The sequence below is a fragment of the Cypionkella sp. genome, from assembly GCF_036782355.1.
Classification (GTDB): Bacteria; Pseudomonadota; Alphaproteobacteria; order Rhodobacterales; family Rhodobacteraceae; genus Cypionkella.
The window spans coordinates 21,415-45,217 of the sequence record NZ_DAIPZF010000013.1; the positions used below are offsets into that span (position 1 = coordinate 21,415).

The following is a 23,803-nucleotide window of genomic DNA, read 5'->3' on the forward strand; positions in this document are numbered from 1 at the left end:
TTAGTTGTCGAAATCGACCTCTTCGGTCAGGCGCAGTGCTTCGGGGCGTTTGGCGGCAACTTCGGCAAGCGGGATGTCATCAGGCGTAAAGCTGCCCCAGCTTTGCACCAGAGCCGAGCGCGCAACCCCATCCTTGACCGGAAATTCATAGTTGGTCTCGGCATAGATCTGTTGCGCGGCATCCGAAGACAGCCATTCCATCAGCTGGAGGGCCGCGGCGCGGTGCGGGGCTGCCTTGGTCATCGCCACGCCAGAGATGTTCAGATGCGTGCCGCCCGCTGCAAAGGTTGGAAACAAGATCTGCACTGCATTGGCCCATTCGGCCTGCGCAGGATCCGCCAGCATTTCGCCCATGTAATAGGTATTGCCAATGGCAATGTCGCATTCGCCGGCCCAGATCGCCTTGACCTGATCGCGGTCGCCGCCGGTGGGTTTGCGCGCCAGATTGGCCTTGACGCCTTCTAGCCAAGCCTTGGTATAATCCGCGTCGTGATGCGCCAGAACAGCGGCAGTCAGGGCAAGGTTGTAATCATTGGTGCCCGAGCGCATGCACAGCCGGCCCTGCCATTTCGGATCGGCCAGATCCTCATAGCTGGTGATTTCGGCGGGGTTTACCCGATCTTTGCTGGCATAGACGATCCGTGCGCGGCTGGTCAGGCCAAACCACTGGCCTTGCGGGTCGCGAAACGCGGCTGGAATGTTTTGGTCAAGCGTGGCCGAGCTGACAGCTTGCGTCACGCCCGCGCCCACCACATCGATCAGCCGCGCCACATCCACCGTCAGGATCAGATCGGCGGGCGAGCGGTCGCCTTCCGCTGTCAGACGCTCGGCCATGCCCTTATCGACAAAGGCCACATTCACCGCGATGCCGGTTTCGGCGGTAAAGGCATCCAGCAGCGGTTGGATCAATTCGGGCTGGCGGTGGGAATAGATGTTCACCTCTTCGGCGCAGGCGGGCAGGGCAAAGCCCGCAAGGGCAAGGGCGAAGAGCGGGCGCTGAAAAGTCATTTGTTGAGTCCTTTGGTCAGGTTATGGCGCTGTTAGACCCGCTTGGTGGGGGTCTGTCAATACCTGACTAAAACACTTTTTACTTTTTGCCTGCCTTAGCCGCCTTTTCCTCGGCCTTGGCGCGGTTCCAAAGCGCGTCCATCTCGGCCAGATCGCTTTGCGATGGGCTGCGACCGGCTTCGGCCAGAAAATCCTCGATCCGGCCAAAGCGGCGGCTGAATTTGGCATTTGTCGCCCGCAGCGCCGCTTCGGGGTCGATCTGCAGATGCCGCGCCAGATTGGCCATCACGAACATCAGATCGCCAAATTCTTCCTCGACTTCGGCTTGGGTCAGACTGTCGCGCGCCTCGACCAATTCGGCGGCCTCTTCGATCAGCTTGGCCAGAACCTCATCGGTGCTGGGCCAGTCAAAGCCCACCCGAGCCGCGCGCTTTTGCAGCTTGACCGCGCGGGTCAGCGCGGGCAGGCCAAGGGCGACACCGTCCAGCACCCGCGCAGCCCCGCGCTCGGCCGCCTTGATCTGTTCCCAATCGCGGGTCTGCTGTTCGGCAGATTTATCGCGCGAGGCGTCGCCAAAGACATGCGGATGCCGCGCCACCATCTTGTCGCAAATCGCCCGAACCACATCGTCAAAGCCAAACAGCCCCGCGTCCTGCGCCATCTGGGCGTGAAACACCGCCTGAAACAGCAGATCGCCCAATTCCGACGGCAGCTCGTCATAGGCCCTGCGCGCAATCGCATCGGCGACCTCATGCGCCTCTTCCAGCGTATAGGGCGCGATGCTGTCAAAGGTTTGTTCAATATCCCAAGGGCAGCCGCTGGCAGGGTCGCGCAGCCGCCGCATGATCTCAAGCAGGCGCGGCATGCCGCCATTGGCATCTTGGATCAGCGCATCAGAAGCGGTTTTCGAAAAGGGCATTGCTGATCCTTTCAAGATAAGATTTGATCAAAGAGCAGTTAACAGGAGACCCCTATGCCCGTCCTTAATCGTATCGCCTCTTATGCCGAGGAAATGAAGGGCTGGCGGCAGTATTTGCACGCGCATCCAGAGCTTTCCTTCGATTGTCACCAGACCGCCGCCTATATCGCGGAGCGTCTGCGCGAGATTGGGGTCGATGAGATCCACACCGGCATCGCGCAAAGCGGCATCGTGGCGATCATCAACGGCCAGGGCGAGGGGCCAACCATTGGCCTGCGCGCCGATATGGACGCGCTGCCGATGCAGGAAATCACCGGGGTTGACTATGCCTCGACGGTGGCGGGCAAGATGCATGCTTGCGGCCATGATGGCCATGTCACCATGCTGCTGGGGGCCGCGAAATATCTGGCCGAGACGCGGCGCTTTGCAGGGCGGGTGGCGCTGATCTTTCAGCCCGCCGAGGAAGACGGCGCGGGCGGCATGGTGATGGTGCAAGAGGGCATGATGGACCGCTTTGCGATTGCCAGCGTCTACGGCATTCACAATGCGCCCAATATTCCGCTTGGGCATTTTCTGACCACGCCCGGCGCGCTGATGGCTTCGGTTGACACCGCGACCGTGCGGCTGGTGGGCAAGGGTGGCCATGGGGCCAATCCGCATGAATGTATTGATCCGGTGGTGGCCTTGGTGGGGATGGTTGCCGCAGTGCAGACCATCATCCCGCGCAATGTCTTTGCGATGGATGAAGCCGTGATCTCGGTCACCATGGTGCATGCGGGCACGGCCTCGAATGTCATTCCAGAAGAGGCGATGTTCTGCGCCACCATCCGCTGCTTTAAACCCGAGGTGCGCGCGCTGTTGAAACGCCGGATCTACGAGATCGTGGAAGGTCATGCGCTGGCCTATAACGTGCAGGCGCAGATCGACTATGACTGGGGCTATCCGGCCACGATCAACCATCCCGCCAATGCGGCCTTTGCCGCGCGCGTGGCGACCGAGATTTCGGGGCCCGATGCCGTAAACGCCAATGCAGGGCGCGAAATGGGCTCCGAGGATTTCTCTTATATGCTTGAAGCACGGGCGGGGGCCTATCTGTTTATGGGCATCGGCCCGAACGCAGGGCTGCACCACCCCGCCTATAACTTCAACGACGAGGCCGCCCCGATTGGCGCGTCTTTCTTTGCGCGTTTGGTGGAACAGGCGCAGCCGCTGGCTTAATTTGATCAAAACTCTGGCGTTTTCGCTGTGAATGGCTATCCTTTGGCAAAATCCAAGGGAGTATGCCATGCAGACCGCTGCCGCCGGTGCCAACCAATCCGCCTTCGAGCTTGACCGCGCGCATGTGCTGCACCCTTGGGCAAACTTTGGCCCTTTCGAGAAGACCGGCTCTTTGGTGATCACCCGCGGGCAGGGCGCGCAGCTTTGGGATGCCGAGGGGCGGCAGTATTTTGACGCCGTGGGCGGGATGTGGTGCACCAATATCGGGCTTGGGCGGCGCGAAATGGCTGATGCGATTGCCGAACAGGCCGAGCGTTTGGCCTTCTCTAACACCTTTGTCGATATGACCAACGATCCTTCGGCGCGGCTGGCGGGCAGGCTGGCAGAGCTGGCGCCGGGCGATCTGAACCGGGTGCATTTCACCACTGGCGGCTCGACGGCGGTGGATACTGCGGTGCGGGTGGTGTCTTATTACCAGCACGCGCGCGGCTATCCCCACAAAACCGATATCGTCGCGCGCGAGCAATCCTACCACGGCTCGACCTATCTGACGCAATCGGTGGGCAAGCGCGACGGCGACCGCATCGAAGAGTTTCGCTATAAAACCGAAGGCATCCACCATCTGCGCTGCCCCAACCCCTATCGCCGCCCCGAAGGCATGACCGAGGCGCAGTTCTGCGACGATCTGGTGGCGGAATTCGAGGCGCTGATTGCGCGTGTCGGCGCCGATCGCATCGGCGGCTTTATTGCCGAACCGATCCAAGCCTCTGGCGGCATTATCATTCCGCCCGAAGGCTATCTGTTTCGCATCTGGCAAATCTGCCAGCAGCACGAGATTTTGTTCATCGCCGACGAGGTTGTCACCGCCTTTGGCCGGCTTGGCCATTGGTTTGCAAGCCTTGCCGAATTTGGCGTGCAGCCTGATATGATCACCTCGGCCAAGGGGCTGACCTCGGGCTATCTGCCCTTGGGGGCGCTGATTTTGTCGGACCGGATTTGGGCGGTGATGGCCGAAGGCGGGCAGCGGTGGTTCACCACCGGGCTGACCTATTCGGGCCATCCGGTGTCTTGCGCCGCCGGCCTGAAGAACATCGAGATCATGGAGCGCGAGGGGCTTTTGGCCAATGCCACCAAGGTTGGCAGCTATTTCCAAAGCCGGATGAAGGCGCTGGAAGATCTGCCGCTGATCGGCAATGTGCGTGGGCGTGGGCTTATGCTTTGTGTCGAAAGTGTCTCGGACAAGCGTACCAAAGTGCCGCTGCCCGAGGGGGTGAACGAATCCAAGCGCATTTCGGATGTGGCGGAAAGCATGGGGCTGATCGTGCGGCCGATGGGGCATCTGAACGTGATGTCGCCGCCCTTGATCATCAGCGAAAGCGATGTCGATTTCATTGCCGAAACCCTGTCGGCCGCCATCACCCAAGTGACCGATGATCTGGTGCGCGAGGGCCTGCGGCTTGGCTAAGGCTTGACAAAGCCGGGCGGCAAAAGGATCGTGAGGCCACCGGATCTGCTGCGTCTCCGGCCCGTTTGCGGATAAGGACGACGCTGACTGACATCCGAGAGCATGATGGCCTTAGAAGACGCAAAGACCGAAATCGACACCGCTTTCACCCGCACATCACAGCGCGGGCTTGCCTTTGAGAACGCCTTTTCGGGCGCGACCTCTTTCTTGCGGCGCAGCTATACCAAGGATCTGACCGGCGTTGATCTGGCGATCACCGGGGTGGCCTTTGACCAAGCCGTCACCCACCGCACGGGCACCCGCTTTGGCCCGCGGGCGATCCGCGAGGCCAGCGCCTTGCAGCCCTTTGATCCGCCCTACGGCTGGCCGACCAACCCGCTGGAGGCGATGAACATCATCGACTACGGCGATTGCGCCTTTGATTACGCCCATACCCCCAGCTTTCCGGGGCTTTTGACCGCGCATATCCGCGGCATTCTGGCCGCAGGCGCGGGCACGGTGACTTTGGGGGGCGATCATTTCATCACCCTGCCGATCCTGCGCGCCTATGCCGAGAAATTCGGCCCGATGTCGGTGATCCATTTCGACGCGCATTCTGACCTCTGGCAAGACGATGATATGGAGCGGATCGACCACGGCACGTTTTTCTACAAGGCGGTCAAGACGGGGATTATTGACCCGAAAACCAGCGTGCAAATCGGCATTCGCACCCATTGCGACGATTATCTGGGGGTGGAATTCATCGACGCGCGCACGGTGCATGAAAAGGGCGTCGCCTATGCGGTGGCGCGGGCCAAGGCGATTGTCGGGCAAAATCCGACCTATGTGACCTTTGACATCGACTGTCTGGACCCCTCTGCCGCGCCGGGCACGGGCACGCCGGTTTGGGGGGGCTTGCACAGCTGGCAGGCGGCGGCTGCGCTGCGCGATCTGGCGGGCATCAATATGGTTGGCGGCGATATTGTCGAGGTCTCGCCCGCCTATGACACCAGCGGCGCGACCGCGATTGCCGGGGCACATGTGGCGCATGAGCTGATCTGTCTTTATCATTGGGCCAAGACACAAAGATGAGCAAATTCATGTGGTTGCTGGGCGTTGTTGCTGTATTGGGTTTGGGGCTTATGGCCTATGTGCGCTTTGCCCCGACCAAGGCGGCAGATTGGAATATTGATCTTTCAGAGCGGCCGCAGGCGATGGCAGCCCTGAGCCCTGATCAGGTGGCGGTGCTGGAAGGCGGCGCCTATATCGACCTGCGCCACGGCGATTTGGCGCAACTGGACGCGATTGCCATGGCCACCCCGCGCACCCGCCGTCTTGCGGGATCCCTCGCCGAAGGGCGGATCACCTGGGAGACCCGCAGCCTGATCTGGGGCTTTCCCGATTACACCACCGCACAAGTGCAGGGCGAGGGTCTGGTGATCTTTGCCCGCCTGCGCTTTGGCAGCTCTGATCTGGGGGTTAATGCCAAACGTCTGCGCCAATGGATCGCGCAGCTTTAGGCTTTGGGCGGATTTTTGCCACGAAATATTTCACTCTGTTGCCATAAGTCACGCAACAGGGAATATCACTCCAATGTGAAGCGGCCAAAACGGTGTTTTGTCGGCTGCGATACTTAGGGTGGTAGATGGTCCAAGGTCTTTTCAAATCCAAATCGGCCCTGCGGTTTGCAGTGCTTTTGGGCTGCGGCGTGCTTGTTTCGGGCTGTGCGGCGCCAAAGCAGATGAATATGTTCGACACCTCGCCCGTTGCAAGCCAGCCAGAAGCGCCCTTGCTTGCAACTGCAATCAGCAATGCCAAAGCGCTGAAGTCGCAAGGAAAACGTCTGTGGTGCGTGCCCTTTGCACGCGATGCAAGCGGGGTAGATTTGCGCGGCAATGCAGGCACTTGGTGGCGGCAGGCGCATAATACCTATGCGCGCGGCCACGATCCGTTGGTGGGCTCGGTCATGGCGTTTAAATCCACGCGCAAGCTGCCGATGGGCCATGTTGCTGTGGTCTCGCAGGTGCTGTCGGATCGTGAGATTTTGGTCGATCATGCCAATTGGAACCGCAGCAAAATCTCGCTGGGCATGAAGGTGATTGATGTCTCGTCCAAGGGCGATTGGTCGGCGGTGCGGGTGGCCAGCAACGGCGAAGATCTGGGCCGCGTCTATCCAGTGGATGGCTTTATCCGCTCCAGCCGCGTGCAGTAAGGCCAGCGCGTCTGAGGCCTTGACCAGAGGCGCGGATTTCTTCAAACCCACGCCATGGTTCCTTTAGAAAAACTTGCCCAAATCACCCAGCGTTTCGAGTTTCTCGAAGCAAAGCTGAATGCCGGCGCCTCGCCTGCTGAAATCGCAACCCTAAGCCGCGAATATTCCGATCTTAAGCCGGTTGCGGATGAGATTGTGGATTATCGCCGCGCTTTGGATGATTTGGCCGAGGCCGAGCTGTTGCTGGCCGATCCCGAAATGCGCGCCTTGGCCGAAGACGAGATCCCAAAGCTGCGCGCACGCATTCCTGAAATGGAACAAAGGCTGCAAATCGCGCTGTTGCCGAAAGATGCAGCCGACGCGCGCCCTGCGATCTTGGAAATTCGCCCCGGTACCGGCGGCGATGAGGCAGCGCTTTTTGCCGGCGATCTGTTGCGGATGTATCAGCGCTATTGCGAGCGGATGGGGTGGAGCTTTGAGATCCTCGAGCAGCAAGACAGCGAGCTGGGCGGTATCAAAGAGGTCTCGGTGCATATCGCGGGCGCTGGCGTGTTCTCGAAGCTAAAGTTCGAATCGGGCGTGCACCGCGTGCAGCGGGTGCCGGAAACCGAGGCGCAGGGCAGGGTGCATACCTCTGCCGCCACCGTCGCCGTGCTGCCCGAAGCCGAAGAGGTCGATCTGGTGATCCCGCAGTCGGACATCCGTATTGATACCATGCGGGCCTCTGGCGCGGGGGGGCAGCACGTTAACACCACCGACTCGGCGGTGCGGATCACCCATTTGCCCACCGGCATTATCGTGGTCTCGGCGCAAAAATCACAGCACCGCAACCGCGAGATTGCCATGCAGGTGCTGCGCGCGCGGCTGTTCGATCTAGAGCGCGCCCGCGTCGATGATGCCCGCGCCGCCGAGCGGAAATCGCAGGTTGGTTCGGGCGACCGGTCGGAACGCATCCGCACCTATAACTTCCCCCAAGGCCGGATGACCGATCACCGCATCAACCTCACGCTTTATTCGCTGGGGCAGATCATGCAGGGCGATCTGGGCGAGGTGGTGGAGGCCTTGGTCAGCCATGATCAGGCCAGCAAATTGGCCGAGATGGAAGGATGACCGCAGCGCAGGCTTTGCGCGCGGCGGTGGTGCAGCTGACAGCGGCAGGCATCGCGGGGGCTGCGCGCGACGCAAGGCTGTTGCTGGCCCATGCCATGCAAATCGCCCCCGACCGCGTGACGCTGCATCTGCCCGATGCGATGACGCCCGACGCCATGGCGCGGCTGGAGCTTGCGCTTGGCGCGCGCGCAGCCCATCAGCCGATTGCGCAGATCACCGGCCAGCGGCTGTTTTGGGGGCGCAGCTTTGCGGTCAGCCGCGACACGCTGGACCCGCGCCCGGAAACCGAGCTTTTGGTGCAAACGGCACTGGCGCAGCCGTTTGAAACGGTCTTGGATCTGGGCACAGGAACGGGCTGTATCTTGTTGTCTTTGCTGGCAGATAGACCAGAAGCGCAAGGCGTGGGGTGTGATATTTCGGTCGCGGCTTTAGCCGTTGCCGCGCGCAATGCGCAAAGCCTTGGTGTGCAAAGCCGCGCCAGTTTTCAGCTTTCGGATTGGTTTTCTGCCGTGCAGGGGCAGTTTGATCTGATCGTGTCGAACCCGCCCTATATTGCTGCGGCCGAGATGGCTGATCTTGCGCGCGATGTGCGCGACTGGGAGCCGCATCTGGCCCTGACACCTGGCGGCGATGGCTTGCAGCCCTACCGCATTATCGCCGCAAAAGCCGGGCCGCATCTGCGCGCAGGCGGGCGGCTGATGGTGGAAATCGGCCCAACCCAAGCCACAGCCGTTGCGGGTTTTTTCAGCCAGCACGGCTTTGATCAGGTCGCGGTTTTGCAAGATCTGGATGGCCGCGACCGTGTTGTTGCGGCCCTAAAGCCGCAATAACGGGCGGTTTTGCCCTGCTTTTGTACAGCTCGATTGGGTTTTAAGAAGTTTTTCCTTGTCAGCCGTGCTGCCATATGATTAGTCGTTCTCACGCGGCAGCCGCGCCATTCGGCGCTGAACCGCGCAACCCCGGTCATTACCGCTTGTGCCCTTCGGGCCCACGATCTTGCAAGGATCAGGCGTAAGCAAAACCGGATAATCTGGATCAAAGGACAAGATGCGATCTTCCAAGTCACGCTCGCGTTCAAAGGCGAACCGCCCGCGCACCCTCGGCAATATCATCAACCGCGTCTTCGACAGCTCTGGCCCCGAAGGCAAGGTGCGCGGCACTCCGCAGCAGATTATCGAAAAATATCAGATGCTGGCAGGCGATGCGCAGCGCTCAAACGACCGCGTCGCGGCTGAGAATTTCTCGCAGCATGCCGAGCATTACACCCGCATGCTGGCCGAAGCGCAGCGCGAGATGGCCGCCGAGCAAGAGCAGCGCCAGCAAAGCCAGCCTGCGCCGCAAAACGGCAACGGCAACGGCAATGGCGGAAACCGCAATGACCGCAATGACTACCGCGCCGAACGGCACGATCAAGGCGACAGCGATCAGCCCTATGCTGGCGGCTTTATTGGCGATGGCGACACCGGTTTGGTCGATCTGCCAGAATCGCCGCGCCCGCAGCAGCAGCCTCGCCGCGATGAAAACCGCCGCGAACCGCGCCCAGAGGGTCAGCCGCGCCGTCAAGATAACCGCCGCGATGACCGCCCCCGCGAAGAGCGTCCGCGGGATGATCGCCCGCGTGAGGACCGCCCCCGTGAAGATCGTGCGCGTGAAGATCGTGCGCGTGAGGACCGTCCCCGCGCAGATACACCCCGCGAAGACCGCCCGCGTGACAACCGCCGCGACCAGCAGCCGCGCAGCGAAACCCCGGCCGAGCAGCCGGTGGCCGCAGCGCAGGTGCAAGAGCCTTTGCGCTTTGAATCGCCCGCGCAATTGGTTGCACAGGTCGAGCAAGCCGCAACGGCAACCGCAGCGCCAAAGCCACGCGCGCCCAAGCCCGAGGGCGATGCCGCCAAGACCACCCGCGCGCCGCGTGCGCGCAAGCCCAAGGTCGAAGGCGCATCAGAGAGTGTAGAATAAACAAAGGGCCCGCAAATCGCGGGCCTTTTGCTTTTAGCCGCGTGCCACGATCAACGACAGCGCGCAGAATTTTTCCAGCGAGATTTCCTCGGCTCGCGCCGTGGGCGGGATGCCTGCTTCAAGCAGTTGCGCCTCGATCTGCGGGCCGATGCCCTTCAGGCTTGATCGCAGCATCTTGCGCCTTTGGTTAAAGCCCATCGCGGTCAGCCGCTGCAAAATCGCCTCATCGGCGGGAAAGCGCGGCTCGGGCAGGCGGGTTAGATGCACCACGGCGGAATGCACTTTTGGCGCCGGGGTAAAGGCTTCGGGCGGCAGATGCATCACGATCTTGGCATCGCAGCGCCACTGCGCCAGCAGCGCCAAGCGGCCGTAGTGATCGCTGCGCGGCTTGGCAACGATGCGCTCGGCCACCTCTTTTTGGAACATCAGCGTCAGGCTTTGCCAAAACGGCGGCCAGATTTGCGGCGTCAGCCAGCGGATCAACAGCTCGGTGCCGACGTTATAGGGCAGATTGGCCACCACCCGCACGGGTGGGGTCAGATGCGCCATCACATCGACCTCTAGCGCATCCGCGTTCAGCGCTTGCAAACGGCCGGGGTAGGCGGCGGCGATCTCGGCCAAGGCGGGCATGCAGCGCGGGTCTTTTTCAATCGCCAGCACGCGCCGCGCCCCCTCGACCAGCAGACCGCGCGTCAGACCGCCGGGGCCGGGGCCGATTTCCAGCACATCACAGGCCGACAGATCGCCCGCACAGCGCGCGATCTTTGCGGTCAGGTTCAGATCCAGCAAAAAGTTCTGCCCAAGCTGTTTCTTGGCCACCAAATCGTGGGTATTGATCACCTCGCGCAGAGGCGGCAATCCGTCTATCGTCGCCATCGGTCTTCCTTTTGTCGGTTAATTTGCCCGTGCCTGCGCCATCTCGGCCGCAAGCCGCAAGGCCGCGATCAGGCTGTCTGGCTTGGCAAGCCCCTTGCCCGCAATGTCAAAGGCGGTGCCATGATCGGGCGAGGTGCGCACGAAGGGCAGGCCCAGCGTGACATTGACCCCGCCGTCAAAATCCAGCGTCTTGATCGGGATCAGGGCTTGGTCGTGATACATGCAGACCGCGACATCATAGCCTGCCCGCGCGCGGGCGTGAAACAGCGTATCGGCAGAGGCGGGGCCGATCAGATCCATGCCTTGGGCGCGCAAACGGTCCAGAACAGGGGCGATCAGCGCGATTTCCTCATGCCCCATCGCGCCGCCTTCGCCTGCATGTGGGTTCAGCCCTGCCACGGCAATGCGCGGGTGTTTCAGGCCGAAATCGCGCTGCAAACCGGCTTGGGTGATGCGCAGAGTCTGTTCCAGCAGATCAGGCGTCAGCGCTTGGGCGACATCGGCAAGCGCTATGTGGATCGTCACCGGCACCACCCGCAGCAGAGGGCTTGCCAGCATCATCACCACAGGCACGCCGCCCGCCAGATGCGCCAGAAATTCGGTATGGCCGGGAAAGGCAAAGCCCGCGCCGTCTTTCAGCGCCTTTTTGTGGATCGGTGCGGTGCAAACCCCGCCCGCCTGACCCGATTGCACCAAAGCCACCGCACGTTCGATCACCGCGATCACATCCTTGGCGTGTTCAGGCTGGGGTTGGCCAAACTGGGCTTTTGAGGCAAAGTCGTGGCGCAGCACCGGCAAAGAACGGGGCGCCACCTTGGCCGCCTGAGCGGGGCTGTCAATGATGGTGAAATCCGCGCCCTTGGGCAAATGCCGCGGGTCGCCGATCCAGAACAGCGGCAGGCTGTCGCCCAAAGCCTGTCGCGCGGCCACCGCAAGTTCTGGCCCCACGCCCGCAGGTTCGCCGCAGGTTAGCGCGATTGCCGCAGTCATGGCGTGCGCAAAATGGCTTCGCTGCGCAGCTCTTCCAGATAGATTTGCGCCTGTGCGCCCAATTGCTGGTTGGTCAGCTGCAATCTGACCTCATCGCGCGAGGGCAGTTCGCTTTCGGCAGGGCCACGCCGGCAGAGCATTAAAAACACCCGATAGCCGTTGCGCATCAGATCGGTCGAGCTTTCGCCCGCATCCAGCAAAGACAGGGCTGCGGCTTCGTCCTTGGGCACTTGGCCCAGCGGCAAGGTTTGCCGCCTTAGCCGATCTTCGGGCAGACCCTTGGCAAGTGCATAAAGATCATTGCAGCTGCTGGTATTGGCCCGCACTGCGCCAAGTGCTGCGGCGTCATCCGCCACCAGCAATTCGGCGTAATCCAGCACCTCGGTCTTCGGGGTCAGCAGATCTTGCTTTTGCTCTTCGACACGGTAAATCAGCACCTTATCGTCCAAGACCACCAGATCCGAGACCTTGCCCGCGCCCAAGCTGCGTACGGCAACGGCGGCATCATTGGGCAGATCGGAAAGCTTGACCCAGTCTAGCGCGCCGCCCTGTGCGGCCGTGCGACCTTTAGAGTTTGCCCGCGCCAAAGTGGCAAAATCGACACCGGATTTCAGCTGCAACAGCAGGTCTTGCGCGGCTTTCAAACCGGTCTCGCGGCTTTCGCCCAGCGCAGGAATTTCGATCACAGACATCCGCAGCATCAGCGTGGTCGAGGGGGTAAAGCTGGCCATGGCGCGGTCAATGGCTGCCTCAGAGATGGCAATCTGCGGCCCGTATTTGCTGCGCACCACCTCGCGCCACGACAGGCCGGTTTCGACAAAGTCGCGGAAGGTCTGCGGCTCGATGCCAGCTTGCGTGATGATTTGCGTGAATTGGGCGGCGTCAAGATTGGCACGGCCAGCGAATTCTTCCATGCCGGCTTGGATATCGGCGGTCGAGAGTTTGATGCCGAATTCAGCCGCCGCCGTTTGCCGCAGCCGGTCGTCGATCAAGGTCTCCATCGCCAACTGCGCCAGGTCGCCCGGCTGGTTCAGCAGCGTCATGAACTGTACCCGCTGATCGTATTCAAACTGCGTCACGCTGCGCGAGTTGACGATTTTTACCGCCGAAAACGGCCCCGCCTGCGCCACAGAGGCTGTCAGCACCAAGGCCGAAGCCAGCGTTACCTTGCGAAAAACTGCGCGAGAATGTGTCATCGCCTGCTGTTATCCGTTTCTTTGCACCACGGCTTTGACCGTGGATTGGTTTCAGTCAAAGCCCTAGCGGCGACATTGGCGTGCCGGTCCCACCGCAGAGCTGCCTCCAAATCCCAAAAGTTCAACCGAAAGGCCGAAATCCGTTGTTGGGGATACACTAGTCGATGAGGTGAAGCGACGCGAGAGAGAAAGATCAACCAAAAGACATTCATTGCGGAAAACCAAACTGCCATTGGCATTGGCCATGCGCTTGCTTTCAAAATCATAGCGGCTGCCAAGGCTGCCGGTCCAATTGCGGGTCAGTGCATAGCTCGAGGCCAGAGTGGCTTCGCGAATGGGGATATTGCGCGATTCACTTGGGTCGGCGACGGTATGAACATAGCCCACCGTCAGCCCCAGTTTTGCCACCGCCAGTTGGGCGGCAAGCTCGGCCTTGGTGACGCCAAAATCATCGTTGAACAGCAGCCGATTGGTCAGCTTGAGCTTGGAGGTGTCAAGCTGGGCGGCTAACATCCAGTTCGAGCGCAGCCCATTCAGACCCGAGCCTGGGCTGAACAGATGCGGGTCATCTGCGCGTACCACCCGGCCGGCGGTAACGCCAAGGCTCCAGCCCTTTGGATCGCTGCGCAGATAATTCAGCCCCAAATTCGCCCGCGCACCATCCTCGACCGCATCCGATCCGGGAAAGCGGCTGAGGGCAAAGAGGTTGCCTTCGTCAAATTCCACCAGCACCGAATCCTCATTCAGGATCGAGCTGCGGCTGTTGGAGGCCAAAACCAATTGCGCCACCGGCTCGATCAGATGACTTGCGCCCGCGCTTTGCGATTTCACCCAAGGCCAGCGCAACTCGGTCGCCACCGCGCCGTGGAGGCGGGTTTTCGAGCCCTGATACAGCGCATCTTGCGAGATTGTATAGAAATCGGCAGCCGTCTCGCCCAGCACCGCCAATTGCAGACCGTTTGACAGGTAGAAATTGCGCCGCCAATCGGCACGCAGCGAAATCCGACTTAGGTCGCGGCCATCGGCGATGCCGTCAGCATAGGTGTCGGTGATGACGGTCGAGCTGCGGGCGTGAGAATGGGCTTGGATCTGAAACTTGCCCATGCCGCCGGTCGGTGTCAGCGAAAACCGCCGCGCAAAGGTCATGTCGCCAACCAAAGAGGGCAGCGAGGCGTTATAATCGCTTTCGCGGATCGAATGCAGGCTGATAAAACGGCCCGAGATATATTCGTTGCGCTTGGTGCGGCTGATTTCGGCGCGGCTGTCCAATCGGTCGATTGCGGGATATCCGTAGTCCAGCAGATAGGCGGGGTCCGAGACGATCTCGCCACGCAGGCCAAGCGAAAACCCAGCCGGCAAAGCAAAATTGCCCGTGGCCTGCATATAGCCGCGATTTCGCCCCTCAAGCAAAGAGTCGCGGCTGCCGCTGCCTGTCAGGCTGATGCTGCCCTTGTTGAAGACTTGGCGATAGCGAAACTCAAGCGTTTTGGTGCCCTTGGTGGAAAAGAACGGCGTCAGCGTCAAATCGCGGCTTTTGCCGATGGTGATGAAATAGGGCAGGCGCAGGCCGGTGCCAAAAAGCGAGCTGCTGCGCAGCGAGGGCATCAGAAAACCGGTGGTGCGCTGCAAATTCGGGTCGGGCATGCGCAGGCGCGGGATATAGAACACCGGAATGCCGCCAAAGCGCAGCTGGGCGTTGTCAAAGTAAAGCTGCTGTCCTTGCGCGTCATGCACAACCCGCTTGGCGCGGATCTCCCACAGCGGGGTGGCGCCGGCTTTGCAGATCTTGCAAGACGAGGCGACGACCTTGTTCAGCACGCTATAGCGGCCTTCAACCCGTTGCAGATTGGCCGCAGCAAGCTGCAATTGCTCGGCCAAAACCAAGCGCGCCGAAGTCAGAATGCCCTCGGTCAGATCGGCTGCCATATCGGCTTGGCTGGCCAAAACCTTATTGGCACTGCCGTCAGACAGCACAATCGGGCCCTCGATCAGCAGTCGATCCGCGGTCTCATCATAAACAAGCGATTGTGCTGATAGGGTTTTCCCTTGGTAAAACACCTGGACATGGCCTTGGGCCACCAGCGTTTGGGCATCGGTGATCTGCAAGCTGTCGGCAATCAGCCGCACTTGATCTTGCGCCACCGCCGCAGAGGCAAAGCCCAAAAGGCCGATGCAAAGCCAAAGACGCCGCAGCATCAGCCATCCTCCAAATGCAGCACCAGACCCAGGGCCAGAAAGGCCGTGGCGATGGGCGGGGCCCAGGCGGCAAGTGCAATCGGGATCTGCCCAGTCTCGCCCAAGACTTGCGCAAAGTTTCGCAGAAAGAAAATCAAAAATCCCCCCAAAAGCGCCCAAAGCACCATCTGTCCGGTTTTGCCAAAGCGCGCCGGTCGCATGGTAAAGCCCGCCGCCAACAGCACCATCCCCGCCAACAAAAGCGGCAGTGCCAATTCCATCTGATACCAGACCTGATAGCTGCGCGCCGAAAATCCAGCCTGTTGCAGCGCCGCGATATAGCGCGGCAGGTTCCAAAACGCCACGGTCGAGGGCGCGCCAAAGCCTTCGCTGATCTTGGCAAGGGTCAGATCGGTCGGCAGCGAAAGCGTGGCGAGGCTCTGCGCGCTTTGCTCGGGGTTTGTGGCCTGCAAATCCCATTGCTTGACGCCTTGCAGCGCCCAAGCCCCTGGCTCTAGGCTGGCAAGTTTTGCCTCGATCCGGCGGGTTGGGGTGCCGCTTGCGTCAAAGGTCAGAAAGCTGACCTGCTGCAACTGGCTGCCATCGCGATTGCTGCGCGCGGCATTGATCACTGATTGCAACGGCCCCATGCCTTGCCGCATCCACAGACCATTCTCTGATATCGACAGCACCGAACCCGAATCCGCGCCAAAGGTTGTTAGCCGATCATAAAGCTTTGAGGTCGCCGCCACCAAAGGGTTGAACACCGCCACCGACAGCATGCCAATCAGCAGCGCCGTGATGACAGGGGCCAGCAAAAATCGCAGGCCCGAGCGGCCCGAGGCGCGCACCACCACCAATTCGGACGAACGTGCAAGGCCAAGAAACACCGCGATCGAGGTGATGATAATGATCAAGGGCAGGATCTGATACAGGCTTTCTGGCGCGTTCAACAGCGCAAGGTACAGCGCAATCGTCAGGGTTACACCGGTTTTGCGCAGCTGCTCGATGACATCAATCATCAGCAATACGGCGGTAAAGACAGCCGTGACCAAGAGATAAACCGCCAGAAACCGGCGTGCAAAATACAGGCTTAGGATCATGCTGCCCCCCCCAACCTGCGCAGGCGGCGCGGCGCTTGGCTGACCCACAGCTCGCCGCCCGCCAGCAAAAGCCCCAGCATTGGCGCGGCGTATGCCAAGATCCAGCCATCTTCGCTTGTGCCGCCAATACTGGTGGCCACCGTCGAGATCGATTGCACCACCAACAGCAGCACCGTGGCCGCCAAAATCTGACGCCAAAGCCCAAAGCGCGAAAACGCCCCCAGCAACAGCGACGCAAAGCCGATCATCGCCGAAGAGAGCGCCAGCAACGGTTGGGCAAAGCGGCTGTGTCCCTCAAAGCGCAGGGCCGCGGCGCTGGATTGGGTCTCTTGCAAAACCGCCGGCGTGGGATAAAGAAGCTCGCGCGTTGACAACTCGGCCCGCGACCGGTTTCGGCTTTGTGCCGGCGCGATCATCGCCGCCATATCATAGGTGAAATCGCTAAAATGCGTCACCGAAAGCCGTCCGGTCTTGGTATCAAGCGTCTGCATCATGCCGTTAAACATCAGCAGCTTTGGTCCTTCGGAGGCGCGCAAAAACAATGCCCGCCGCGCGGTATAGGTTGTCCGCTCGGTCTTGCTGCGCTCATCGGTTAGAAACAGATCCAACAGTTCGCCCCGCGCGCTGATGTCGCGAATATAAAGCGTAAGCCCCGCCGAAGGATGCAAAAACGCGCCCTCTTTCAGAAATTGCGCGCTTAAGTCTTGGGAAATCTCGGCGCTGCGCTCTTCAAAGACGGTTCTGCTGGCCGGAACCAGCCAATTCATCAGAATCAGCATCATCCCCGCCACAATCACCCCAAAGCCAAACACCGGCCGCGCCAGCCGAAACGAGGAAAATCCCGTCGCCTGCATCACCACCAATTCACTGTCCGAAATCAACCGATTGGCACAGTAGACCGCTGCCACAAAGGCCGAGACCGGCAGCACCAAGCGAATGACATTGGGCAGAGTCAGCAGAGAAAACTGCAAGAAAACCAAGGCAGATTGCCCGTCCCCGATCAATTGATCAAACAGGCCCACCGCCCGATTGATCCAATAGACCGCCACCAGCACAAGCGAGAAGAATCCAAAAAGGGTAAGCAACTGTGACAGAAGATATTTGTCAAATTTCGTCACGCGCGCGAAAACCTTAATCAAGTGTTGGCAGAGGCTAGCTGAAAACGCGCGCGGGGAAAACTGATATCTGGCCTTTCCGTCCCCCCTTCGCTAGCCTTGACCCAAATCCCGCCGGTCCGAGGAGAGCCCAATGTCGCGTCCCGTAGAAGTGCAGTTTCAACAGCTTGATCTTGAGGGGCTGGCCCAGCTTGAAGGCCGGATTGCGCTGATTTTTGATGGCGACAAACCTGCCACCCCAGCGGCGCGTGCGCTTAATCGGCTGACCAAGGGTGCTTTGGCCCGGGCAATGGGTTCGAACGATTGCGCGCAGATGAAACCGGGCGAGAGTTTCGAGCTTGCCTATCCCGTGGGGCTTGCCGCCCAAGCGGTGCAGCTGATCGCCTTGCCGAAAAAAGCCAGTGTCGAGGCTGCGCGCCTTGCAGGGGCAGCCGTCGCGCGCGGTTTGCACCCGCATTGCACCACGCTGATCGCCGAGGCACATCCGCGCGCCGCAGACATCTCTTTTGGGCTGGCGATGCGGGCCTATGATTTCTCGCCGCATAAATCCACCGCTGCCAAAGCAATTGGCCGTGTGGCAATTGCGCTTGCCGAGCCAGAAAAGGTGGCAGCACTTGCAGCCCCGATGGCCGCTGTCGTGGAAGGCGTGTTTTTCACCCGCGATCTGGTCAATGAGCCCGCCAATATCCTGACCACCGATGACTTTGCCGCCCGACTTGCCGCGATGCAGGATCTGGGGCTGGAGGTGGAAATTCTGGAGGAAGAGCAGCTTGCCAAACTGGGCATGCGCGCGCTTTTGGGGGTGGGGCAGGGCTCGGAAAGCCCGTCAAAGGTGGTGGTAATGCAGTGGCGCGGCGGGGTCGAGGGCGAGGCACCCTTGGCGCTGGTGGGTAAGGGTGTGGTGTTTGACACCGGCGGCATTTCCATCAAACCCGCGGGAGGTATGGAAGAGATGACGATGGATATGGGCGGCGCGGGCGTGGTGGCCGGGGTGATGCGCGCTTTGGCGCTGCGCCGCGCCAAGGCCAATGTCGTAGGCCTGGTCGGTCTGGTCGAGAATATGCCCGACGGGCGTGCGCAGCGTCCGGGCGATGTGGTGAAATCTATGCGCGGCGTGACGATCGAGGTGATCAACACCGATGCCGAAGGCCGTTTGGTGCTGGCCGATGTGCTGTGGTATGCGCAAGAGCGGTTCAAGCCCTCAGGCGTGATCGATCTTGCCACTTTGACAGGGGCGGTGATTGTGGCGCTGGGGCATGAAAACACTGGCGTGTTTTCCAACAATGACGCGCTGTGCAATGCTTTCCTGAAAGCGGCGGCAGCCGAGGGCGAAGGCGCATGGCGGATGCCGCTGGGGGCGGGCTATGACGCTAAGCTGAAATCGCGGATCGCCGATATCGTCAATTCCTGTGGCCGCGATGGTGGCTCGATTACCGCTGCGCAATTCTTGCAGCGCTTTGTCAAAGACGAGATGCCTTGGATCCATCTGGATATTGCGGGCACAGCGCTGTTAAAATCGGACTCTGCCTTGGCACCCAAGGGCGCGACGGGCTGGGGGGTAATGGCGTTGAACCGGCTGATCCGCGACCAGTTCGAGCCAAAATAATGGGCATCGCTGTGTTCTATCATCTGACGCAATCCAGCGTGGGGCAGACGGCGGCGACGATCCTGCCGCGCGCCTATGCCGCTTCGTGGCGGGTGATGCTGCGCGGGCGTGATCTGGCGGGCTTGCAGGCCTTGGATCTGGCGCTTTGGGACGGTGAGGACAGCTTTTTGCCGCATGGGTTGCAGGGCGGGGCGCAAGATAGCGACCAGCCAATTTTGATTGGCACTGGCGCAATCGGCAACGCGGCGCAGGCTTTGATGCTGGTAGACGGTGCCGAGACCACGCCCGAAGAGGCGAAAGATCTGGAACGGGTTTGGGTGCTGTTTGACGGCTATGACGAGGCCGCGCTGAACGCCGCACGCGGGCTTTGGACACGGCTGACCGCCGCCGGGCTTGCCGCGCAATATTGGTCAGAGGAAACTGGCCGTTGGGAGAAGAAGACCGAAAAGCCTGCGCGGACAATCTGATTTTTCGTTGTAAATCAACCGACTGCGCTGCGATTTTGATATTGGGCTTTAACGCTGCAAGATCATCCGGTCTTGGGTAATCTTGATGTCATAAAGTCCCAGATAGGCCATGCCCAGCAAAGATCCCTCCATTGCGGCTTCATTCACATAGGCGGTTACATCTTGATCGCGGTAGGGGCCAAGCTCGAGCAATGGCAGCGTCACCCGCGCCGTGCGCACCACCCCATTGGCAGTATTGGCCGATCCTAAATAGGACAGGCTGGCCGGATCAATTCCCAAACGTCGCGCATCGTCAGGCGACAGCACGATCGTGGTGGCGCCGGTATCTGCCAGAAACATCAGATTTTGCCCGTTGACGCGCAGCGTGACATAGTAATGGCCATCCTCGGCACGCGGAATCTCGACCTGATCGCCCATGACCGTCATCGCAGGCCGCAAGCCAAAGCCATTGTCGCGGTAGATGCCATAGCCGGCCAAGATCCCCAACAAGATCAAGCCCCAAGCCAGCAGGCTGCGCGCGGCTTGGCCCAGACGGCTGCGGTATTCGACAAAGACCCAACCACTGACCGAAATCAGGATCAGCACCAGATAAAGCGCGCGGCCGTAGCTTTCGTCCATCGCAAAACCCCTTAGATCAGCCCGGTGCCCTTGACGCCGTCGATGACAAATTGCACCGAAAGCGCTGCCAAAAGCATGCCGAGCAGGCGGGTGATCACCACGGTTCCGGTGCGCCCCAAAAGCCGCTCCAGCGGCGGGGAGGCCAGCAAAAACACATAAGTCACCAAGATCATCGCCGCCAAAAGCCCCAGCACCGCAGCGCCGCCAAGCCAGCTGTTGCCCGATTGACCCATCAGCAGGATCATGGTGGCAATCGCACCCGGCCCTGCGATTAGTGGTGTCGCCAGCGGAAACACCGATGGGTCGTGATCGGCATCGGGGGTCTGGCCCTCGCGGCGTTGGGTGCGGCGTTCAAACAGCATATCAAGCGCTGTCAGAAACAGCAAAATCCCGCCTGCGATGCGAAAGGCCGGCATCGAGATGCCGATAAAGCCCAGCAAAGCCTCGCCCATCAGGCCAAAAAGCGTCAGCAGCACAAAGGCAATCACACAGGCGCGCCGCGCCATGGTGGCGCGGTGAGCGCGGTCCATGCCGCTGGTGAGCGCGATGAACATCGGCACCAGACCCGGCGGGTCGATGACCACGAAAAGCGTGGCAAAGGCGGTGATCAAAAAGGCTGTGTCCATCGCTGCAACCTAAGGATGGCGGTGCCGCGCTGCAAGGACAAAGGCAGCGCTTTAAGCCCAGCGCGCGCTTTGGGGGGCATCGAGCCCCCCGCAGCGCGGCTGCCGCGCACCCTCAGGCGCTGGCGGTTTCCAGTTTCTCTTGTGCGGTGACCCACATGGCTTCGGCGCGGTCCATCGCCTCCATCACCTCGCCATATTTCTTGTTCCATGTTTCCAGCTCGCCGCGGCGGCCGTCTTCATAAAGCGCGGGATCGGCGAGTTTCTTGGCCAGTTTGTCGCGCATCTCGTTGATCTTGGCCAGACGCTCTTCGGATTTCTTGACCTCGGCGCGCAGGGCTTTGAGGTCGTCATTGCTGACGCGCTTGGGCTTTTCGACCACTTTCACGGGCTTTTCGGCGTCATCGCCTGCCAGCAGCTGTTTGCGGTAAGCTTCCAGATCATGCTCGTAAGGTGCCACCGCGCCGTCTTTGACCAGCCACAGACGGTCGGCCACCAAAGACAACAGGTGCATGTCGTGGCTGACCAGAACCACCGCGCCGGAATAGGCGGTCAGCGCCTCGACCAAGGCTTCACGGCTTTCCATATCAAGGTGGTTGGTCGGTTCGTCCAAGATCAGCAGATGCGGCGCGTCGATGGTGGCCAAAAGCAGCGACAGCCGCGCTTTTTGCCCGCCCGAAAGCCGCCCAACGGCGGTTTCGGCCTGATCAACGCCAAGGCCAAAGCCCGCAAGCCGCGCGCGCAGACGCGGTTGGCCCTCGGCGGGGCGCAGGCGCTGAACGTGTTGCAGCGGGGATTCGTCGATGAACAGCTCGTCCACCTGATGTTGGGCAAAATAGCCGATCCGCAGTTTCGAGGACCGCGTGATCTTGCCTTCGCAGGCATTCAGCTTGCCCGCCAACAGCTTGGAGAGCGTCGATTTGCCTTCGCCATTGCGGCCCAACAGCGCGATGCGGTCGTCTTGGTCGATGCGCAGCGACAGCCGTTTCAGGATCGGCGGGCCATCGTAGCCGACGGCGGCGCCCTCCATATTGATGATCGGCGGCGACAGCTCTTCGGGTTCGGGGAAGGTAAAGACCACCTTTTTCGCATCTTCTGGTGCGGTGATGGTTTCCATCTTTTCCAGCATTTTCACCCGCGATTGCGCTTGTGCTGCCTTGGAGGCCTTGGCCTTAAAGCGGTCGACAAAGGCTTGCAGATGCGCGCGGCGTGCGTCTTGTTTGCGAGCCTCGGCTTGCAGCACGGCGCGACGCTCGGCAACTTGGCGGGCGAATTGGTCGTAGGGGCCGTTCCAATAGGTCAGCTTTTTATTGTCGAGATGCAGAATGCCCGTGACCGCACGGTTCAAAAGCCCGCGATCGTGGCTGATGATCAGCACGGTATGGGGGTATTTGGTCAGATAGCTTTCCAGCCACAAAGCCCCTTCCAGATCAAGGTAGTTGGTGGGTTCGTCCAGCAGCAGATAGTCGGGCTGGGCAAACAGCACCCCGGCAAGCGCCACCCGCATCCGCCAGCCGCCCGAGAAATCCGAGCAGGGGCGTTGCTGGGCTGCGGCATCAAAGCCCAGACCCTTCAGGATCGAGGCCGCGCGGCCTTCGGCGGACCACGCGTCAATATCGGCAAGCCGCGCCTGCACTTCGGCAATCCGGTGCGGGTCGGTGGCGGTTTCGGCCTCGGCCATCAGGCTTGCGCGTTCGGTATCGGCGGCCAGCACCGTGTCAATCAGCGAGGTCGACGACGAGGGCACCTCTTGCGCCACGCCGCCAATGCGCGCGCGCTGCGGCATCGAGATATCGCCGCTTTCCAGCGCAAGCTCGCGCCGGATCAGCCGAAACAACGTGGTCTTGCCCGCGCCATTGCGGCCGACAAGACCAACCTTATGGCCGGTGGGAATCGTGGCTGAAGCGCCTTCAAACAGCGGGCGGCCTTCGACGGAATAGGTGATATCTTCGATTTTAAGCATGCAGCGGGGCTTGCCCTAAGTGCTGGGCGGCGTCAACTGCCCAAGCAGCATTGTCATGGATTTGCGACATGAATTTCCTAAGCAGGCGGTGGGATGTCGCGCCGCCGCAGCTTGGGCGCGCATTTCATCGGGCTTTTCTTCGCGCCATGCCCGTGCTAGTGGGCGCGCACATCAATTCAGGGCGGCACCCGCCCCATCTTATGGAGAGCCAAATGGCCATCGAACGCACCCTCTCGATCATCAAGCCCGACGCAACCAAGCGCAACCTGACCGGCAAAATCGTCGCCAAATTCGAAGACGCTGGCCTGCGCGTTGTCGCCTCCAAGCGCATCCATCTGTCGATGGCACAGGCTGGTGCCTTTTATGCCGAGCACGCAGAGCGTGGCTTTTACGGCGAGCTGTGCGAATTCATGGCTTCCGAGCCAGTGGTTGTGCAGGTTCTGGAAGGCGAAAGCGCCATTGCCAAAAACCGCGAAGTGATGGGCGCCACCAACCCAGCCAATGCCGCAGAAGGCACCATCCGCAAAGAGTTCGCGCTGTCGATGGGCGAAAACTCGGTACACGGTTCGGATTCGGAAGCTTCGGCTGCCCGCGAAATCTCGTTCTTCTTCTCGGGTCTGGAACTGGTCGGCTAAGCCTTCTTCGGTTTCTCAAGAACCCCAAAAAACTGAAGGGCTGCTTCCAGATCGGAGCGGCCCTTTTCTTTACTGCCGCCAAACTCTGCCTTGATCGCGTCAAAGCGCGCGCGCAGGTCTTTCTTTTCCTGACCCTTGCAATCGTTCCAAGGCCGGCCCTGCAATCCCATATGCAAGACATAATAACCGATGAAATGCGGCTGGGTGCCTGCGGCCAGCAAGCGGCGATAGCCTTCATCGGCACCAAGCGCGCGCAGCTCTTCGGCGCTGGTGATGCCCGCTTTGGCAAAGGCCGCCTCAGAGGCGGGGCCAAGGTTGGGGATGGTTTGCAGCGATGTGGGCATATGCGCCTTTGGGGGGGAAATCAAAAAGGCCAGCCTAGCGGCTGGCCTTGGGGGAATCAATTTGCACAGATGGGATAATCCAAACTTTAGATCGAAGCCCAATCGCGGATAACGCGTCCGCCTTGTTGTTGGGTCGATCCGCCCGATTGACCTTGCTGTTGTTGCGAGGTTGGGGCCTGCGCGCCGCCCTGCTGAGAGGACGAGATGGTAGACATGTGACTG

General features: G+C 60.8%; 23 protein-coding genes and 1 pseudogene. 11 read left to right on the forward strand and 13 right to left on the reverse strand.

Annotated elements, in window-relative coordinates:
* A complete protein-coding gene (locus V7Q10_RS06930) occupies positions 1-1,008 on the reverse strand; it encodes a Fe(3+) ABC transporter substrate-binding protein (RefSeq protein ID WP_333868336.1) in 1,008 nt (335 codons plus the stop codon).
* Between the two features lie 79 nt (positions 1,009-1,087).
* Positions 1,088-1,927, reverse strand: a complete 840-nt coding sequence (mazG, locus tag V7Q10_RS06935) for a nucleoside triphosphate pyrophosphohydrolase (RefSeq protein ID WP_333868337.1) — start codon at positions 1,925-1,927, stop codon at positions 1,088-1,090.
* 54 nt (positions 1,928-1,981) lie between these two features.
* Between mazG and V7Q10_RS06940 the strand changes: the two genes are divergently transcribed.
* From V7Q10_RS06940 to V7Q10_RS15615, 8 genes and pseudogenes are all read left to right on the forward strand, one after another.
* A complete protein-coding gene (locus tag V7Q10_RS06940; RefSeq protein WP_333868338.1) occupies positions 1,982-3,145 on the forward strand; it encodes a M20 aminoacylase family protein in 1,164 nt (387 codons plus the stop codon).
* Positions 3,146-3,212: 67 nt separating this feature from the next.
* The gene (locus V7Q10_RS06945) at positions 3,213-4,610 is read left to right on the forward strand and encodes an aminotransferase (RefSeq protein ID WP_333868339.1); all 1,398 of its coding nucleotides are present in this window, start codon (positions 3,213-3,215) and stop codon (positions 4,608-4,610) included.
* A gap of 105 nt (positions 4,611-4,715) precedes the next feature.
* Positions 4,716-5,681, forward strand: a complete 966-nt coding sequence (speB, locus tag V7Q10_RS06950; RefSeq protein WP_333868391.1) for an agmatinase — start codon at positions 4,716-4,718, stop codon at positions 5,679-5,681.
* Positions 5,678-6,109 (forward strand): DUF1499 domain-containing protein, encoded by a 432-nt coding sequence (locus V7Q10_RS06955; RefSeq protein WP_333868340.1) that lies wholly within the window; start codon positions 5,678-5,680, stop codon positions 6,107-6,109. Before speB ends, V7Q10_RS06955 begins: the two co-directional genes overlap by 4 nt.
* Positions 6,110-6,234: 125 nt before the next feature.
* Positions 6,235-6,801 carry a CHAP domain-containing protein gene (locus V7Q10_RS06960; RefSeq protein ID WP_333868341.1) on the forward strand — a complete coding sequence of 189 codons (567 nt, stop codon included), beginning with the start codon at positions 6,235-6,237 and terminating at the stop codon, positions 6,799-6,801.
* A 54-nt stretch (positions 6,802-6,855) separates the two neighbouring features.
* The gene (gene prfA, locus V7Q10_RS06965) at positions 6,856-7,911 is read left to right on the forward strand and encodes a peptide chain release factor 1 (RefSeq protein ID WP_333868342.1); all 1,056 of its coding nucleotides are present in this window, start codon (positions 6,856-6,858) and stop codon (positions 7,909-7,911) included.
* Positions 7,908-8,741 (forward strand): peptide chain release factor N(5)-glutamine methyltransferase, encoded by an 834-nt coding sequence (gene prmC / locus V7Q10_RS06970; RefSeq protein ID WP_333868343.1) that lies wholly within the window; start codon positions 7,908-7,910, stop codon positions 8,739-8,741. The genes prfA and prmC overlap by 4 nt, the downstream gene beginning before the upstream one ends.
* Positions 8,742-8,958: 217 nt before the next feature.
* Positions 8,959-9,141 (forward strand): annotated as a pseudogene (locus V7Q10_RS15615) (DUF4167 domain-containing protein); the annotation flags it as partial.
* Here the strand turns inward: V7Q10_RS15615 and V7Q10_RS15620 are convergent.
* The 7 genes from V7Q10_RS15620 to lptF all read right to left on the reverse strand — a co-directional run bounded on the left by V7Q10_RS15620 (position 9,124) and on the right by lptF (position 17,328).
* Positions 9,124-9,744 carry a pentapeptide repeat-containing protein gene (locus tag V7Q10_RS15620; RefSeq protein ID WP_442885834.1) on the reverse strand — a complete coding sequence of 207 codons (621 nt, stop codon included), beginning with the start codon at positions 9,742-9,744 and terminating at the stop codon, positions 9,124-9,126. The pseudogene V7Q10_RS15615 and the gene V7Q10_RS15620 overlap by 18 nt on opposite strands.
* A gap of 159 nt (positions 9,745-9,903) precedes the next feature.
* Positions 9,904-10,746 (reverse strand): 16S rRNA (adenine(1518)-N(6)/adenine(1519)-N(6))-dimethyltransferase RsmA, encoded by an 843-nt coding sequence (gene rsmA, locus V7Q10_RS06980; protein ID WP_333868345.1) that lies wholly within the window; start codon positions 10,744-10,746, stop codon positions 9,904-9,906.
* Positions 10,747-10,764: 18 nt separating this feature from the next.
* Positions 10,765-11,736: a 4-hydroxythreonine-4-phosphate dehydrogenase PdxA gene (gene pdxA, locus V7Q10_RS06985; protein WP_333868346.1), complete on the reverse strand. Its 972-nt coding sequence runs from the start codon at positions 11,734-11,736 to the stop codon at positions 10,765-10,767.
* Positions 11,733-12,932 (reverse strand): peptidylprolyl isomerase, encoded by a 1,200-nt coding sequence (locus tag V7Q10_RS06990; protein ID WP_333868347.1) that lies wholly within the window; start codon positions 12,930-12,932, stop codon positions 11,733-11,735. The genes pdxA and V7Q10_RS06990 overlap by 4 nt, the downstream gene beginning before the upstream one ends.
* Before the next feature lie 63 nt (positions 12,933-12,995).
* Complete coding sequence (locus V7Q10_RS06995) at positions 12,996-15,128, reverse strand: LPS-assembly protein LptD (RefSeq protein ID WP_333868348.1); 2,133 nt, start codon at positions 15,126-15,128, stop codon at positions 12,996-12,998.
* Positions 15,128-16,210, reverse strand: a complete 1,083-nt coding sequence (gene lptG / locus V7Q10_RS07000; protein WP_333868349.1) for an LPS export ABC transporter permease LptG — start codon at positions 16,208-16,210, stop codon at positions 15,128-15,130. The genes V7Q10_RS06995 and lptG overlap by 1 nt, the downstream gene beginning before the upstream one ends.
* Positions 16,207-17,328, reverse strand: a complete 1,122-nt coding sequence (gene lptF / locus V7Q10_RS07005) for an LPS export ABC transporter permease LptF (RefSeq protein ID WP_333868350.1) — start codon at positions 17,326-17,328, stop codon at positions 16,207-16,209. The genes lptG and lptF overlap by 4 nt, the downstream gene beginning before the upstream one ends.
* Positions 17,329-17,458: 130 nt before the next feature.
* On the opposite strand from lptF, the gene V7Q10_RS07010 reads away from it, so the two are divergent.
* Together V7Q10_RS07010 and V7Q10_RS07015 are read left to right on the forward strand one after the other, a co-directional pair.
* Positions 17,459-18,931, forward strand: a complete 1,473-nt coding sequence (locus tag V7Q10_RS07010; RefSeq protein ID WP_333868351.1) for a leucyl aminopeptidase — start codon at positions 17,459-17,461, stop codon at positions 18,929-18,931.
* Positions 18,931-19,398 carry a DNA polymerase III subunit chi gene (locus tag V7Q10_RS07015; RefSeq protein ID WP_333868352.1) on the forward strand — a complete coding sequence of 156 codons (468 nt, stop codon included), beginning with the start codon at positions 18,931-18,933 and terminating at the stop codon, positions 19,396-19,398. Before V7Q10_RS07010 ends, V7Q10_RS07015 begins: the two co-directional genes overlap by 1 nt.
* Positions 19,399-19,446: 48 nt before the next feature.
* Here the strand turns inward: V7Q10_RS07015 and V7Q10_RS07020 are convergent, their stop codons facing one another.
* From V7Q10_RS07020 to V7Q10_RS07030, 3 genes are all read right to left on the reverse strand, one after another.
* Complete coding sequence (locus V7Q10_RS07020; RefSeq protein ID WP_333868353.1) at positions 19,447-20,016, reverse strand: retropepsin-like aspartic protease family protein; 570 nt, start codon at positions 20,014-20,016, stop codon at positions 19,447-19,449.
* Positions 20,017-20,027: 11 nt separating this feature from the next.
* Positions 20,028-20,642 carry a MarC family protein gene (locus tag V7Q10_RS07025; RefSeq protein WP_333868354.1) on the reverse strand — a complete coding sequence of 205 codons (615 nt, stop codon included), beginning with the start codon at positions 20,640-20,642 and terminating at the stop codon, positions 20,028-20,030.
* Between the two features lie 112 nt (positions 20,643-20,754).
* Positions 20,755-22,602 (reverse strand): ABC-F family ATP-binding cassette domain-containing protein, encoded by a 1,848-nt coding sequence (locus V7Q10_RS07030; protein ID WP_333868355.1) that lies wholly within the window; start codon positions 22,600-22,602, stop codon positions 20,755-20,757.
* A gap of 212 nt (positions 22,603-22,814) precedes the next feature.
* On the opposite strand from V7Q10_RS07030, the gene ndk reads away from it, so the two are divergent.
* The gene (gene ndk, locus V7Q10_RS07035; protein ID WP_333868356.1) at positions 22,815-23,237 is read left to right on the forward strand and encodes a nucleoside-diphosphate kinase; all 423 of its coding nucleotides are present in this window, start codon (positions 22,815-22,817) and stop codon (positions 23,235-23,237) included.
* Here ndk and V7Q10_RS07040 read toward each other — a convergent pair.
* On the reverse strand, positions 23,234-23,581 hold the full coding sequence (locus tag V7Q10_RS07040; RefSeq protein WP_333868357.1) for a TfoX/Sxy family protein: 348 nt from the start codon (positions 23,579-23,581) through the stop codon (positions 23,234-23,236). The genes ndk and V7Q10_RS07040 overlap by 4 nt on opposite strands.
* Positions 23,582-23,803 lie beyond the last annotated feature (222 nt).

Coding starts and splice junctions, on each gene's coding strand:
- V7Q10_RS06930 (WP_333868336.1), bottom strand. CDS start 1,008: ATGACTTTTCAGCGCCCGCTCTTCGCCCTTGCCCTTGCGGGCTTTGCC.
- mazG (WP_333868337.1), bottom strand. CDS start 1,927: ATGCCCTTTTCGAAAACCGCTTCTGATGCGCTGATCCAAGATGCCAAT.
- V7Q10_RS06940 (WP_333868338.1), top strand. CDS start 1,982: ATGCCCGTCCTTAATCGTATCGCCTCTTATGCCGAGGAAATGAAGGGC.
- V7Q10_RS06945 (WP_333868339.1), top strand. CDS start 3,213: ATGCAGACCGCTGCCGCCGGTGCCAACCAATCCGCCTTCGAGCTTGAC.
- speB (WP_333868391.1), top strand. CDS start 4,716: ATGGCCTTAGAAGACGCAAAGACCGAAATCGACACCGCTTTCACCCGC.
- V7Q10_RS06955 (WP_333868340.1), top strand. CDS start 5,678: ATGAGCAAATTCATGTGGTTGCTGGGCGTTGTTGCTGTATTGGGTTTG.
- V7Q10_RS06960 (WP_333868341.1), top strand. CDS start 6,235: ATGGTCCAAGGTCTTTTCAAATCCAAATCGGCCCTGCGGTTTGCAGTG.
- prfA (WP_333868342.1), top strand. CDS start 6,856: ATGGTTCCTTTAGAAAAACTTGCCCAAATCACCCAGCGTTTCGAGTTT.
- prmC (WP_333868343.1), top strand. CDS start 7,908: ATGACCGCAGCGCAGGCTTTGCGCGCGGCGGTGGTGCAGCTGACAGCG.
- rsmA (WP_333868345.1), bottom strand. CDS start 10,746: ATGGCGACGATAGACGGATTGCCGCCTCTGCGCGAGGTGATCAATACC.
- pdxA (WP_333868346.1), bottom strand. CDS start 11,736: ATGACTGCGGCAATCGCGCTAACCTGCGGCGAACCTGCGGGCGTGGGG.
- V7Q10_RS06990 (WP_333868347.1), bottom strand. CDS start 12,932: ATGACACATTCTCGCGCAGTTTTTCGCAAGGTAACGCTGGCTTCGGCC.
- V7Q10_RS06995 (WP_333868348.1), bottom strand. CDS start 15,128: ATGCTGCGGCGTCTTTGGCTTTGCATCGGCCTTTTGGGCTTTGCCTCT.
- lptG (WP_333868349.1), bottom strand. CDS start 16,210: ATGATCCTAAGCCTGTATTTTGCACGCCGGTTTCTGGCGGTTTATCTC.
- V7Q10_RS07010 (WP_333868351.1), top strand. CDS start 17,459: ATGTCGCGTCCCGTAGAAGTGCAGTTTCAACAGCTTGATCTTGAGGGG.
- V7Q10_RS07015 (WP_333868352.1), top strand. CDS start 18,931: ATGGGCATCGCTGTGTTCTATCATCTGACGCAATCCAGCGTGGGGCAG.
- V7Q10_RS07020 (WP_333868353.1), bottom strand. CDS start 20,016: ATGGACGAAAGCTACGGCCGCGCGCTTTATCTGGTGCTGATCCTGATT.
- V7Q10_RS07025 (WP_333868354.1), bottom strand. CDS start 20,642: ATGGACACAGCCTTTTTGATCACCGCCTTTGCCACGCTTTTCGTGGTC.
- V7Q10_RS07030 (WP_333868355.1), bottom strand. CDS start 22,602: ATGCTTAAAATCGAAGATATCACCTATTCCGTCGAAGGCCGCCCGCTG.
- ndk (WP_333868356.1), top strand. CDS start 22,815: ATGGCCATCGAACGCACCCTCTCGATCATCAAGCCCGACGCAACCAAG.
- V7Q10_RS07040 (WP_333868357.1), bottom strand. CDS start 23,581: ATGCCCACATCGCTGCAAACCATCCCCAACCTTGGCCCCGCCTCTGAG.